The 13,029-nt window shown below is 57.4% G+C and carries 10 protein-coding genes and 2 pseudogenes; 10 read left to right on the top strand and 2 right to left on the bottom strand.

What is annotated here, in order from left to right; translation table 11 throughout:
- Nucleotides 1-65: 65 nt before the first annotated feature.
- Nucleotides 66-3,233, bottom strand: a complete 3,168-nt coding sequence (rne, locus tag KHQ28_RS19400) for a ribonuclease E (RefSeq protein WP_055314399.1) — start codon at nt 3,231-3,233, stop codon at nt 66-68.
- A gap of 699 nt (nt 3,234-3,932) precedes the next feature.
- On the opposite strand from rne, the gene rluC reads away from it, so the two are divergent.
- A complete protein-coding gene (gene rluC, locus KHQ28_RS19395; protein ID WP_085921729.1) occupies nt 3,933-4,886 on the top strand; it encodes a 23S rRNA pseudouridine(955/2504/2580) synthase RluC in 954 nt (317 codons plus the stop codon).
- A gap of 36 nt (nt 4,887-4,922) precedes the next feature.
- Here rluC and KHQ28_RS19390 read toward each other — a convergent pair whose 3' ends face one another.
- Nucleotides 4,923-5,507, bottom strand: coding sequence for a nucleoside triphosphate pyrophosphatase (locus KHQ28_RS19390; RefSeq protein WP_002899273.1), 585 nt, complete (start codon nt 5,505-5,507; stop codon nt 4,923-4,925).
- Nucleotides 5,508-5,648: 141 nt separating this feature from the next.
- Here KHQ28_RS19390 and yceD point away from each other — a divergent pair, with 141 nt between their 5' ends.
- From yceD to pabC, 9 genes and pseudogenes are all read left to right on the top strand, one after another.
- Nucleotides 5,649-6,170, top strand: coding sequence for a 23S rRNA accumulation protein YceD (gene yceD / locus KHQ28_RS19385; RefSeq protein WP_002899276.1), 522 nt, complete (start codon nt 5,649-5,651; stop codon nt 6,168-6,170).
- A 16-nt stretch (nt 6,171-6,186) separates the two neighbouring features.
- Nucleotides 6,187-6,360: a 50S ribosomal protein L32 gene (gene rpmF, locus KHQ28_RS19380; RefSeq protein ID WP_000290724.1), complete on the top strand. Its 174-nt coding sequence runs from the start codon at nt 6,187-6,189 to the stop codon at nt 6,358-6,360.
- A 203-nt stretch (nt 6,361-6,563) separates the two neighbouring features.
- Nucleotides 6,564-7,661, top strand: a complete 1,098-nt coding sequence (gene plsX / locus KHQ28_RS19375; RefSeq protein WP_004224085.1) for a phosphate acyltransferase PlsX — start codon at nt 6,564-6,566, stop codon at nt 7,659-7,661.
- A gap of 53 nt (nt 7,662-7,714) precedes the next feature.
- Nucleotides 7,715-8,670, top strand: a pseudogene (locus KHQ28_RS19370) (beta-ketoacyl-ACP synthase III).
- A 15-nt stretch (nt 8,671-8,685) separates the two neighbouring features.
- Nucleotides 8,686-9,568: pseudogene (gene fabD, locus KHQ28_RS19365) on the top strand (ACP S-malonyltransferase).
- A 12-nt stretch (nt 9,569-9,580) separates the two neighbouring features.
- Nucleotides 9,581-10,315 (top strand): 3-oxoacyl-ACP reductase FabG, encoded by a 735-nt coding sequence (gene fabG / locus KHQ28_RS19360; RefSeq protein WP_002899294.1) that lies wholly within the window; start codon nt 9,581-9,583, stop codon nt 10,313-10,315.
- A 210-nt stretch (nt 10,316-10,525) separates the two neighbouring features.
- Entirely contained in the window at nt 10,526-10,762 is a 237-nt protein-coding gene (gene acpP / locus KHQ28_RS19355) for an acyl carrier protein (RefSeq protein ID WP_000103754.1), read from the top strand.
- Between the two features lie 89 nt (nt 10,763-10,851).
- The gene (gene fabF / locus KHQ28_RS19350) at nt 10,852-12,093 is read left to right on the top strand and encodes a beta-ketoacyl-ACP synthase II (RefSeq protein WP_002900666.1); all 1,242 of its coding nucleotides are present in this window, start codon (nt 10,852-10,854) and stop codon (nt 12,091-12,093) included.
- Nucleotides 12,094-12,218: 125 nt separating this feature from the next.
- Complete coding sequence (pabC, locus tag KHQ28_RS19345) at nt 12,219-13,028, top strand: aminodeoxychorismate lyase (protein WP_004190983.1); 810 nt, start codon at nt 12,219-12,221, stop codon at nt 13,026-13,028.
- Nucleotide 13,029 lies beyond the last annotated feature (1 nt).

The following is a 13,029-nucleotide window of genomic DNA, read 5'->3' as shown; positions in this document are numbered from 1 at the left end:
GGGATGCAGCGTCCGCAAAGCGCATAAAAAAACCGGCCAAAGGCCGGTTTTTTTATTAAGCACGCTTACTCGACGGGCTGTGGGCGAGTCGGTTCAGCGGTGGCTTTATGGGTCGCGCTATGACCACCGGCGGCGCCTTTACCTTCAAAGGCGAACGGCGGGCGCACCCAGGTGCTGTGACGCGGTGCTTCCGGGACATAGTCCGGAGCTGGCGCACGGGTCATTGGCGCGGTGGCATGGCGATGACCCGCCACTACGACCGGCTTGCTCACCGGGGGCTCGGCTTTGACCGGTTCGGCAGGGGCCGCTTCGGTCACTGGCGCTTGCTCCACGGTTTCTGCGACCGGGGCGATAGTTTCCACTGGCGCTGCAACGACAGGCGTCGTTTCCACCGCTTCAGGTTCTACCACCACCGGCTCGGCGTCGAGCGTCACTGGCGCGATAGCCTGAGGCGCTTCGACAGCCGGTGCTTCGGTGACCGGCTCCTGAGGCGCTGGCTCGACGACTACCGGCTCAGCGGTTACTGGTTCCATGGTAGCCGGCTCGACGGTGACCGGCGCAGCGGTAACGGTTTCAACGACGGCGACCGGGGCCGCTACGGCCTCGACAGTTTTCGCGACGCTGGCGTCCTGAACCTGAACCTCTTCCGGCTGCTGATCCTGCGGACGAACCACCGGGTAGCGGATCCAGACTTTACCGGAAGCCATCTCCGGCGATGCGCAGGCTACGGTCAGCGGCATAGGCGACTGGGTCGGATAGCGTTCGTCACGATAGCGACGACGACGCTGACCGCTGACGCGCAGGTGACGCGGGGAGCGACGTGAGCGACGCGGCATACCGTTCGCTTCACGGGATTCGCCATTTTCGTCCTGGTCCGCCACGCTCTCCACCCCTGCCGGCAGCTCGGCTTTCACCGGCTCGCTGTGCGGAGCGATAACTTCAGCCACTACGGCTTCTGGCACGATCTCGGCAACTGGCTCGACGACAGCGGACTCAACGCGCACTTTCTGTGCCAGCTGGCGCGGTTTACGACGCGGCAGAGTTTGTACACGCTCTTCCTGCTCCGTCTCCTGCACAACCGGCTCTTCGCGAGTCTGAGCTTTGGCTTCCTGCTGCGCCTGACGTTTGTCGTCACTGCGGCGGCGGGTGCGTTCGCGGCGCGGCTGCTGCTCGTCACGGGATTTCGCTTTCTCCGCGTCGTCGCCTGAGGTTTGGCGAACATCACGGGCTTCCACGTTCTGCGACGGCTTCTCGCGACGGTTGCGACGGTTCTCTTCACGCGATTCGCGCGGTTCACGGCCCTCGGCATTGTCCGCACGGGTGTCGCGATTGTCACGGTTATCGCGGTTGTCACGATTGTCGCGGTTATCACGGCGGTCGTTGCGGTCGCGGCGGTTGTTGGCGCGCGGTTTACGACGCTCCTGCTGACGCTCCGGTTTTTCTTCCGCTTTCTTCTCGACCTGAACTTCAGCCGGTTTGGCCTCTTCGGCGCCAGAGAAGATATTCTTCAGCGCGCTGAAGAAGCGTGAGAGCAGGCCAGGCTGCGCCGGTGCGGCGGCCGCGACCGGTGCCGCTGCGGCGACAGGCGCGGCGGCAGGCTCTTCGAGCATCGGGGCTGGCGGCGCATCTGGCATGACAAAAGCGGCCAGGGCCGGCTGTTCCGGACGTTTCCGCTCCGCCGGCTCATCGTCGCCTGGCAGCGCCATTTCTTCTTCATGCAGCTTCGGCAGCAGATAGCTCAGCGTTGAGGTTTCTTCACCTTTGCGCACGCGCAGGACGGAGTAGTGCGGCGTTTGCATTTCGTCGTTTGGCACGATAATAACGCGCACATCGCCCTGACGGGATTCGATAGCGCTCACTGCGGCACGTTTTTCGTTCAGCAGATAGGAGGCGATCGGTACCGGAACAATGGCGTGGACTTCTTTGGTATTCTCTTTCAGCGCTTCTTCTTCGATCAGACGCAGAATAGAGAGCGACAGCGATTCGTTATCACGCACGGTGCCGGTGCCGGAGCAGCGCGGGCAGACGTGGTGGCTGGACTCGCCCAGCGACGGGCTCAGGCGCTGACGGGACATCTCCAGCAGGCCGAAGCGCGAAATATGGCTGATCTGAATGCGCGCCCGGTCCTGACGGACGGCTTCGCGCAGACGATTCTCCACGGCGCGCTGGTGGCGAACCGGGGTCATATCGATGAAGTCGATAACGATCAGGCCGCCGAGGTCGCGCAGACGCAGCTGGCGGGCAATTTCGTCAGCCGCTTCGAGGTTGGTATTGAAGGCTGTCTCTTCGATATCGCCGCCGCGGGTGGCGCGGGCGGAGTTGATATCGATCGCGGTCAGCGCTTCGGTGCTATCGATAACGATAGACCCGCCGGAAGGCAGGCGCACTTCGCGCTGGAAGGCGGACTCAATTTGCGATTCGATCTGATAATGGCTGAACAGCGGGATTTCACCGGTGTACAGTTTGATTTTGCTGCTGAAATCCGGACGACCCAGCGCGGCGATATGCTGGCGCGCCAGCTCAAGCACTTTCGGGTTATCGATCAGGATTTCGCCGATGTCCTGGCGCAGGTAGTCACGGAAGGCGCGGACAATGACGTTGCTTTCCTGGTGGATCAGGAACGGCGCCGGACGGCTTTCCGCGGCTTTCTGAATCGCTTCCCAGTGCTTCAGGCGGAAGCTAAGGTCCCACTGCAGGGCTTCGGCGGATTTGCCGACGCCAGCGGTGCGAACGATCAGGCCCATGCCGTCCGGAAGCTCCAGGCTCGCCAGCGCTTCTTTCAGTTCGGTACGGTCGTCGCCCTCGATACGGCGGGAAATTCCCCCGGCGCGCGGGTTGTTCGGCATCAGTACCAGATAGCTGCCCGCCAGGCTGATAAAGGTGGTGAGCGCAGCGCCTTTGTTGCCGCGTTCTTCTTTATCAATCTGCACGATAACTTCCTGACCTTCCCGCAGTACGTCTTTGATATTAGGACGACCATGCGCATTGTAGTTGGCGGGGAAGTATTCGCGGGCGATTTCTTTGAGGGGGAGGAAACCATGACGCTCGGCGCCGTAATCAACAAACGCGGCTTCAAGGCTGGGTTCAATGCGGGTGATTTTGCCTTTGTAGATGTTCGCTTTTTTCTGTTCGTGCCCGGGGCTTTCGATATCCAGGTCGTACAGGCGCTGCCCATCAACAAGGGCGACGCGCAACTCTTCCTGCTGAGTTGCGTTGATTAACATTCTTTTCATCGTAACTTACTCATTATTCTTACATTGACGACTAAGCTGCGGGCAGAGTAATGCCTTTCCGGGGGAAAACCGATGGCCTCGTGTCTGGTTCACGTCGCCAACCTCACGGTTGTCGCGCGCTTAAGAGGCGCAGAGTGTCGGTCGCCTGTGTTTCAAACGGAAACACAGCGCAATTATTCAGGGGAACAGCCTGGGATGTATCACCAGAGAATATTCCATTTATACTCGTCGTCTTTCGCGTTGCAGGCATGGTGGCTTAACCTGCTCACCTCGATCTGGCGATCCAGATGAGCTCCCGGGAGTCCCGGAGTTGACGCCTTCCTGCGACTTGAAATCCATAGAGCCTGTACCGGTAAGGACTGCAACCCGCAGCCCGCTAACTGTCTGAAAGATCACAACGTCTTACGCCATTGCTGCGTGGGCGATCGGTCAGACAAAATTGGTCATTCCGCTAATGTCTTGTTCTAACAAGATGCAATACGGAAAACGGTCTCATTATTCCATTGCTAACCTTGTTATAGCAAGTTGACTTTCACCTTTTATCACCCGGTTACTCACAGTTTTATCACCTGCCCATACAGATTGTTCTAATAACAAACAAAATGGCGGTCAGGTAAACCGTGAAAACAGGATAATGATAAATATAAGCATATAAAAATGAGTGGCGCTAATGCGTCCGGCTATTTAGAATCGCGCACCATGAAAACTGAGACCCCAACCGTAAAAATGGTTGCCATTGCTGCTGATGAAGCGGGGCAACGTATCGACAACTTTTTGCGTACGCAATTGAAAGGCGTACCGAAGAGCATGATTTATCGCATCCTGCGTAAAGGCGAGGTGCGGGTAAACAAAAAGCGCGTGAAGCCGGAGTATAAGCTGGAAGCGGGCGATGAAGTCCGTATCCCGCCGGTACGCGTGGCGGAGCGTGAAGAAGAGGCGGTATCGCCGCACCTGCAGAAAGTGGCCGCGCTCTCTGAGGTGATCCTCTATGAAGACGATCATATTCTGGTGCTCAATAAGCCTTCTGGTACCGCGGTACACGGCGGCAGCGGCCTGAGCTTCGGCGTGATTGAAGGGCTGCGCGCCCTGCGCCCGGAGGCGCGCTTCCTTGAGCTGGTGCATCGTCTCGACCGGGATACCTCTGGCGTGCTGCTGGTGGCGAAAAAGCGCTCAGCGCTGCGTTCGCTGCACGAGCAACTGCGCGATAAAGGCATGCAGAAAGATTATCTGGCGCTGGTGCGCGGCCAGTGGCAGTCGCATACCAAAGTGGTCCAGGCCCCGCTGTTGAAGAATATTCTGCAGAGCGGGGAGCGCATCGTTCGCGTGAGTCAGGAAGGCAAGCCGTCGGAGACGCGCTTTAAAGTGGAAGAGCGTTACGAATTCGCCACGCTGGTGCGCTGCAGCCCGGTCACCGGCCGCACGCATCAGATCCGCGTTCATACCCAGTATGCCGGCCATCCTATCGCCTTTGACGACCGCTATGGCGACCGCGAATTTGACAAGCAACTCACTGGTACCGGCTTAAACCGCCTGTTCCTCCACGCTGCTGCGCTGAAGTTTACCCACCCGGGGAGCGGGGAGGTGATGCGCGTTGAGGCGCCGCTGGATAACCAGCTGAAGCACTGTCTACAGGTGCTACGGAAGAGCAAATAAGTGCAACGGCGGAATCAGTTCCGCCGTTTTTTTACCTCAACCTAACAGCGGGTTGTAATTTTCGCGGCGCAGCATCTGACAGAGCGCGATTAAGGGTAAACCGACCAGGGTGTTCGGGTCGCGGCCTTCCAGCCGTTCGAACAGCGTAATACCTAACCCCTCGCTCTTAAAACTCCCGGCGCACTGCAGCGGGTTCTCTTTACGCACATAGCCTTCGATCTCTTTATCGCTGAGATGGCGGAAGTGGACGTCAAAGGGCTCGCATTCGGTTTGCAGATGGCCGCTGGCAGAGTTGTACAGCGCCAGTCCGGTATAAAAGGTAATGATTGACCCGCTGGCCTTTCTTAACTGCCTGCGGGCATTTTCCTCGGTGTGCGGTTTGCCGGTGATTTCACCGTCCAGTACGCAAACCTGATCGGAGCCTATAATAAGGTGATTAGGGAAGCGTGTGGCCAGACTTTGCGCTTTGGCCTGCGCCAGCCGGGTGACAAGCTGACGTGCGGATTCATCAGGCCGGGGCGTTTCGTCGACGTCAGGCGCGGCACATTCAAACGGTAAACCCAGTTTTTCCAGCAGCATGCGCCGCCAGGGAGAGGTTGACGCGAGGATAAGATCAGACATATTTTTTCATCCACATATAGCGCTTCGCAGAGCATCATCTTAAACTATGCGCCGCAATGTGTGCGAATAAATGGCAAAAGGCAACCTGAGGCTGCCTTTTTCTTTGACTCTATGACATTACAAAGTTAATATGCGCGCCCTATGCAAAAGGTAAAATTACCCCTGACTCTTGATCCGGTACGCACGGCTCAAAAACGCCTTGATTACGAAGGCATCTATGCCCGCGATCAGGTTGAACGTGTAACCGATTCTGTAGTCAGCGTGGACAGCGATGTGGAATGCAGCATGTCGTTCGCTATCGATAACCAGCGTCTCGCCGTTATTACTGGCGATGCAAAGGTAACGGTAACTCTCGAATGCCAGCGTTGCGGGAAACCGTTCTCCCATCACGTCCACACCACGTATTGTTTTAGCCCCGTCAGAAATGACGAACAGGCCGAAGCACTACCGGAAGCGTATGAGCCGATTGAGGTTAACGAATTCGGTGAAATCGACCTGCAGGCAATGGTCGAGGATGAAATTATCCTCTCCCTGCCCGTAGTTCCGGTGCATGATTCTGAACACTGTGAAGTGTCCGACGCGGACATGGTCTTTGGCGAACTGCCTGAAGAGGCACAAAAACCAAACCCATTTGCCGTATTAGCCAGCTTAAAGCGTAAGTAATTGAGGAGTAAGGTCCATGGCCGTACAACAGAATAAACCAACCCGTTCCAAACGTGGCATGCGTCGTTCCCATGACGCGCTGACCGCAGTCACCAGCCTGTCTGTAGACAAAACTTCTGGTGAGAAACACCTGCGTCACCACATCACTGCCGACGGTTTCTACCGCGGTCGCAAGGTTATCGCTAAGTAATCACGCGATACTCGCAGGATTTCCCGTTGCAGGCCATGGCGGGCGTGTGCGTCCCTGGAAACTCGGTTAACCCGGTCGCTGGGGGCATTTATGCCCGGATTGTTGCGTCTGCAGCGTGAATATTCGCGGGTGCCAGCGTGATGAAGCTTAGTGAGGACTCCCCGGGCAACTGGGGAATCACCGAACCGGGCAGCGACGATACCTTGACACGTCTAACCCTGGCGTTAGATGTCATGGGGGGCGATTTCGGCCCATCCGTGACGGTGCCTGCAGCACTGCAGGCACTGAACTCTAATTCGCAACTCACACTTCTTTTAGTCGGCGATCCCGACGCCATCACGCCATTACTCGCCAAAGCTGACTTCGAACAACGTTCGCGTCTGCAGATTATTCCTGCGCAGTCAGTTATTGCCAGTGATGCGCGACCCGCACAGGCTATCCGCAGCAGTCGTGGAAGCTCAATGCGCGTGGCGCTGGAGCTTGTGAAAGAAGGGCGGGCGCAAGCCTGCGTCAGCGCTGGCAACACCGGCGCGCTGATGGGTCTGGCGAAACTGCTGCTCAAACCGATCGAAGGTATTGAGCGGCCGGCGCTGGTGACGGTTTTACCGCACCAGCAGAAGGGCAAAACCGTGGTGCTGGATCTCGGCGCCAACGTCGATTGCGACAGCACGATGCTGGTGCAGTTCGCGGTAATGGGCGCGGTGCTGGCGGAAGAAGTGGTCGGCATTGCCAACCCCCGCGTCGCTTTGTTGAACATCGGCGAAGAAGAGATGAAAGGCCTCGGCAGCATCCGCGATGCTGCCGCAGTGCTCAAAACGCTGCCTTCCCTCAACTACATCGGCTATCTTGAAGCCAATGAGCTGTTGACCGGAAAAACCGATGTGCTGGTTTGTGATGGATTCACGGGCAACGTCACATTAAAAACCATGGAAGGTGTTGTCAGAATGTTCCTTTCACTGCTGAAATCTCAGGGAGAGGGCAAAAAACGGTCGTGGTGGCTGCTGTTACTAAAACGTTGGTTACAAAAAAGCCTGGCGAGGCGATTCAGTCACCTCAACCCCGACCAGTATAATGGCGCCTGTCTGTTAGGATTGCGCGGTTCCGTGATCAAGAGTCATGGTGCTGCCAATCAACGCGCCTTTAGCGTCGCGATAGAGCAGGCAGTGCAGGCGGTGCAGCGGCAGATCCCTCAGCGGATCGCCGCGCGCCTGGAATCTTTATACCCAGCTGGTTTCGAGCTGCCGGAAAGCGACAGTGACGTGAACGCCCGACAGCAAAGCGGGACGAATGGCCACGATTGACGCCGCGGCGGTTGAACGAGGCGGGTATATCACCCAAGAGTGACTGAGCGTACATGTATACGAAGATTATTGGTACCGGCAGCTATCTGCCCGAGCAAGTGCGTACAAACGCCGACCTGGAAAAAATGGTAGAAACCTCTGACGAGTGGATTGTCACCCGCACAGGTATCCGTGAGCGTCGTATTGCCGCAGCGCATGAAACAGTTGCTACGATGGGCTTTGAAGCCGCAAAGCAGGCGCTGGCGATGGCGGGCGTGTCCGCGGAGCAAATTGGTCTGATTATCGTTGCGACCACTTCCGGCACGCACGCGTTTCCGAGTTCTGCATGCCAGATCCAGTCAATGCTGGGCGTTAAGGGTTGCCCGGCGTTTGATGTCGCCGCCGCCTGCGCCGGTTTCACCTATGCGCTAAGCGTCGCCGATCAGTATGTGAAGAACGGCGCGGTAGATTATGCGCTGGTTGTTGGCGCCGATGTGCTGGCGCGCACCTGCGATCCGGCGGATCGCGGAACGATTATTATTTTCGGAGACGGCGCCGGCGCGGTTGTACTGGGCGCCTCCGAAGAGCCGGGCATTATCTCGACGCATCTGCATGCCGACGGCAGCTATGGCGAACTGCTGACCCTGCCGAACGCCGATCGTGTCGATCCGGAAAACCCGATCTATCTGACGATGGCCGGCAACGAAGTCTTCAAAGTGGCGGTGTCACCGAGCTGGCGCACATCGTTGATGAGACGCTGGCAGCGAATAATCTTGAACGTTCAGCGCTGGACTGGCTGGTGCCGCATCAGGCTAACCTGCGTATTATCAGCGCGACGGCGAAGAAACTGGGTATGTCGATGGATAACGTCGTTGTGACCCTCGACCGCCATGGCAACACCTCCGCGGCGTCAGTCCCTTGCGCGCTGGATGAGGCCGTCCGCGATGGCCGTATTCAGCGCGGTCAGCTGATTTTGCTGGAAGCCTTTGGTGGCGGTTTCACCTGGGGTTCCGCGCTGGTTCGTTTTTAGTATGAGGATTTAAACATGACGCAATTCGCATTTGTGTTCCCGGGGCAGGGCTCTCAGGCCGTAGGCATGCTGGCCGAAATGGCTGCCGCCTGGCCGGTCATTGAAGAGACCTTCGGTGAAGCTTCCGCAGCGTTGGGTTACGATCTGTGGGCGCTGACGCAACAGGGCCCGGCAGAAGAACTGAATAAGACCTGGCAGACTCAACCGGCGCTGCTCGCCGCCTCCGTGGCGCTGTACCGCGTCTGGCAACAGCAGGGCGGCAAAGCGCCAGCGCTGCTGGCGGGTCACAGCCTCGGCGAATACNNTGGTTGAGCTGCGTGGTAAATTCATGCAGGAAGCCGTACCGGAAGGTACCGGCGCCATGTCCGCGATTATCGGTCTGGACGACGCCGCTATCGCCAAAGCCTGTGAAGAATCTGCCGAAGGGCAGGTGGTCTCTCCGGTGAACTACAATTCTCCGGGCCAGGTGGTTATCGCCGGGCACAAAGAGGCCGTTGAACGCGCTGGCGCCGCCTGTAAAGCCGCCGGCGCCAAACGCGCGCTGCCGCTGCCGGTGAGCGTGCCGTCCCACTGCGCGCTGATGAAGCCAGCCGCAGAAAAACTGGCGGTAGAGCTGCAGAAAATCACCTTCAACGCGCCGACGATTCCGGTGGTGAATAACGTCGACGTGAAGTGCGAAACCGCGCCGGACGCCATTCGCGACGCGCTGGTGCGCCAGCTGTACAGCCCGGTGCAGTGGACCAAAACCGTTGAGTTTATGGCTACCGAGGGCGTATCGCACCTGTATGAGGTTGGCCCGGGTAAAGTCCTCACCGGCCTGACCAAACGTATTGTTGACACCCTGACCGCTTCCGCGCTTAACGAGCCGGCGGCGATGTCTGCGGCGCTTGAGCAATAAAAGAGGAAAACCATGAGTTTTGAAGGAAAAATCGCGCTGGTTACCGGTGCAAGCCGCGGTATTGGCCGTGCTATCGCTGAAACGCTCGTCGCCCGTGGCGCGAAAGTTATCGGTACTGCGACCAGCGAAAGCGGCGCGCAGGCGATCAGCGACTATTTAGGCGCCAATGGTAAAGGTCTGATGTTGAATGTGACCGACCCGGCATCTATTGAATCTGTTCTGGAAAATGTGCGCGCAGAGTTTGGCGAAGTGGATATCCTGGTGAATAATGCCGGGATCACTCGCGACAATCTGTTAATGCGCATGAAAGATGACGAGTGGAACGATATTATCGAAACCAACCTGTCATCGGTTTTCCGTCTGTCAAAAGCGGTAATGCGCGCTATGATGAAAAAGCGTCATGGACGTATTATCACTATCGGTTCTGTGGTTGGTACCATGGGAAATGCGGGTCAGGCCAACTACGCCGCGGCGAAAGCGGGTCTGATCGGCTTCAGTAAATCACTGGCGCGTGAAGTTGCGTCCCGCGGTATTACTGTAAACGTTGTTGCTCCGGGCTTTATTGAAACGGACATGACGCGTGCGCTGACCGATGAGCAGCGTGCGGGTACGCTGGCGGCAGTTCCTGCGGGGCGCCTTGGCACCCCAAATGAAATCGCCAGCGCGGTTGCATTTTTAGCCTCTGACGAAGCAAGTTACATCACTGGTGAAACGCTGCACGTCAACGGCGGAATGTACATGGTCTGACCGAGATTTGTGCAAAACGTTCAGGAACCGCGCACTTCGCACGGTTCTCTGTGCGGTTTTGTGCGAAAAGATTTGCGTTCTTAGGGCAAACGGCCTCAAAATAGCGCAAAATCGTGGTAAGACCTGCCGGGATTTAGTTGCAAATTTTTCAACATTTTATACACTACGAAAACCATCGCGAAAGCGAGTTTTGATAGGAAATTTAAGAGTATGAGCACTATCGAAGAACGCGTTAAGAAAATTATCGGCGAGCAGCTGGGCGTTAAGCAGGAAGAAGTTACCAACAATGCTTCCTTCGTTGAAGACCTGGGCGCTGATTCTCTTGACACCGTTGAGCTGGTAATGGCTCTGGAAGAAGAGTTTGATACTGAGATTCCGGACGAAGAAGCTGAGAAAATCACCACCGTTCAGGCTGCCATTGATTACATCAACGGCCACCAGGCGTAAGTGAACATCTCCAGGCGGTCATTCGACCGCCTGAGTTTTATCTTTTTATTGTCCCACAAGAATCTATTTTCCCTCCCTGGAGGACAAACGTGTCTAAGCGTCGTGTAGTTGTGACCGGACTGGGCATGTTGTCTCCTGTCGGCAATACCGTAGAGTCTACCTGGAAAGCTCTCCTTGCCGGTCAGAGTGGCATCAGCCTGATCGACCATTTCGATACTAGCGCCTATGCAACGAAATTTGCTGGCTTAGTAAAGGATTTTAACTGTGATGACATTATCTCGCGCAAAGAACAGCGCAAGATGGATGCCTTCATTCAATATGGAATTGTCGCTGGCGTTCAGGCCATGCAGGATTCTGGCCTTGAAGTGACGGAAGAGAATGCAACCCGTATTGGCGCCGCTATCGGCTCCGGTATCGGCGGTCTCGGCTTGATCGAAGAAAACCACAGTTCGCTGGTTAACGGCGGACCGCGCAAGATCAGCCCATTCTTCGTTCCTTCCACAATTGTTAACATGGTGGCCGGACATCTGACCATCATGTTTGGTCTGCGTGGGCCAAGTATCTCTATCGCGACCGCGTGTACTTCAGGCGTGCACAACATCGGCCAGGCCGCGCGCATCATCGCCTATGGCGATGCCGATGCGATGGTGGCAGGCGGCGCGGAAAAAGCCAGTACCCCGCTTGGCGTGGGCGGCTTCGGCGCGGCGCGTGCGCTCTCCACGCGCAATGACAACCCGCAGGCGGCGAGCCGTCCGTGGGATAAAGATCGTGATGGCTTCGTGCTGGGCGACGGCGCGGGTATGGTGGTGCTGGAAGAGTACGAGCATGCCAAAAAACGCGGCGCCAAAATCTACGCCGAGATCGTTGGCTTCGGCATGAGCAGCGATGCTTACCACATGACGTCACCGCCGGAAGATGGCGCGGGCGCCGCGCTGGCAATGGTGAATGCTATTCGCGATGCGGGCATCGAACCGGGCCAGATCGGCTACGTCAACGCCCACGGCACCTCGACGCCGGCCGGCGATAAAGCGGAAGCGCAGGCGGTTAAGTCTGTCTTCGGTGATGCGGCGAGCCGCGTACTGGTGAGCTCTACCAAATCCATGACCGGGCATCTGCTGGGTGCGGCAGGGGCGGTAGAGTCGATTTACTCTATCCTGGCGCTGCGCGATCAGGCGGTTCCGCCGACGATCAACCTCGACAACCCGGATGAAGGCTGCGACCTCGACTTCGTTCCACACGAAGCGCGTCAGGTTTCCGGTATGGAGTACACCCTGTGCAACTCCTTCGGCTTTGGCGGCACTAACGGTTCGCTGATCTTCAAAAAAGTGTGACAGGGCTTGCCCCGGCACTGCTTTAACAAAAGGCCCGTTCGTCGGGCCTTTTTTATTCAGCTTTCTCCCCTTGTTCTCTGCTCTGGGTCCTGACACACTGACCGACCAGTGAAAAGGAGTCCTTTATGTTCTTGATAAACGGCGTTGTACAGGACACGTTGGCAGCGAACGATCGCGCCACCCAGTTTGGCGACGGCTGTTTTACCACCGCCCGCATCCAGCAAGGGCAGGTTGCGCTACTGGACGCCCATCTGCAGCGTTTACAGACAACCTGTGAAAAATTACATATCCCATTTAACGACTGGCTGACGCTGAGCGAAGAGATGCAGCGTCTGGCTCGGCCGCACGCGCAGGGCGTGCTCAAGGTGACTCTCACCCGCGGCGTTGGGGGAAGGGGATACAGTACGGCAGGCTGCGTGTCGCCCACTCGCATTCTCAGCTTCTCGCCATACCCGGCGCATTATGCGCGCTGGCGGGAGGAGGGCATTACTCTGACCCAGAGTCCGGTGCCCCTGGGGCGCAACTCCTGGCTTGCCGGCCTGAAGCACCTTAATCGCCTTGAGCAGGTGCTGATCCGCTCTCATCTTGAGCAGACGGACGCCGATGAGGCGCTGGTCCTTGACAGTGACGGGTGGCTTACGGAATGCTGTGCCGCGAATTTATTCTGGCGTCAGGGACGTGATGTATTTACTCCGCGACTCGATTATGCCGGGGTCAACGGCATTATGCGGCAGCGCTGTATCGCGCAGCTGGCACCATCGACGTTTCGCGTTGTCGAAGTGACAGCGCGTCCCGAGACGTTGCGGGAGGCCGATGAAGTGCTGATCTGCAATGCGCTGATGCCGCTGGTGCCGGTTCGCCGCTGGGAGGAGACCACCTGGTCCTCGCGTGAGCTTTACCATTTTTTAGCCCCTTTGTGTGAGCTGTCTGGTTAGT

The sequence above is a fragment of the Klebsiella sp. 28 genome (assembly GCF_018223905.1).
In the GTDB taxonomy this organism is placed as follows: Bacteria; Pseudomonadota; Gammaproteobacteria; order Enterobacterales; family Enterobacteriaceae; genus Klebsiella; species Klebsiella pneumoniae.
The sequence above is the reverse complement of the archived record's forward strand: the minus strand, read 5'-3'. Positions and strand labels throughout refer to the sequence as shown.

Excerpts from the sequence above, each read along its gene's own strand:
- rne (WP_055314399.1), bottom strand. The coding sequence starts at position 3,233 with ATGAAAAGAATGTTAATCAACGCAACTCAGCAGGAAGAGTTGCGCGTC.
- rluC (WP_085921729.1), top strand. The coding sequence starts at position 3,933 with ATGAAAACTGAGACCCCAACCGTAAAAATGGTTGCCATTGCTGCTGAT.
- KHQ28_RS19390 (WP_002899273.1), bottom strand. The coding sequence starts at position 5,507 with ATGTCTGATCTTATCCTCGCGTCAACCTCTCCCTGGCGGCGCATGCTG.
- yceD (WP_002899276.1), top strand. The coding sequence starts at position 5,649 with ATGCAAAAGGTAAAATTACCCCTGACTCTTGATCCGGTACGCACGGCT.
- rpmF (WP_000290724.1), top strand. The coding sequence starts at position 6,187 with ATGGCCGTACAACAGAATAAACCAACCCGTTCCAAACGTGGCATGCGT.
- fabG (WP_002899294.1), top strand. The coding sequence starts at position 9,581 with ATGAGTTTTGAAGGAAAAATCGCGCTGGTTACCGGTGCAAGCCGCGGT.
- acpP (WP_000103754.1), top strand. The coding sequence starts at position 10,526 with ATGAGCACTATCGAAGAACGCGTTAAGAAAATTATCGGCGAGCAGCTG.
- pabC (WP_004190983.1), top strand. The coding sequence starts at position 12,219 with ATGTTCTTGATAAACGGCGTTGTACAGGACACGTTGGCAGCGAACGAT.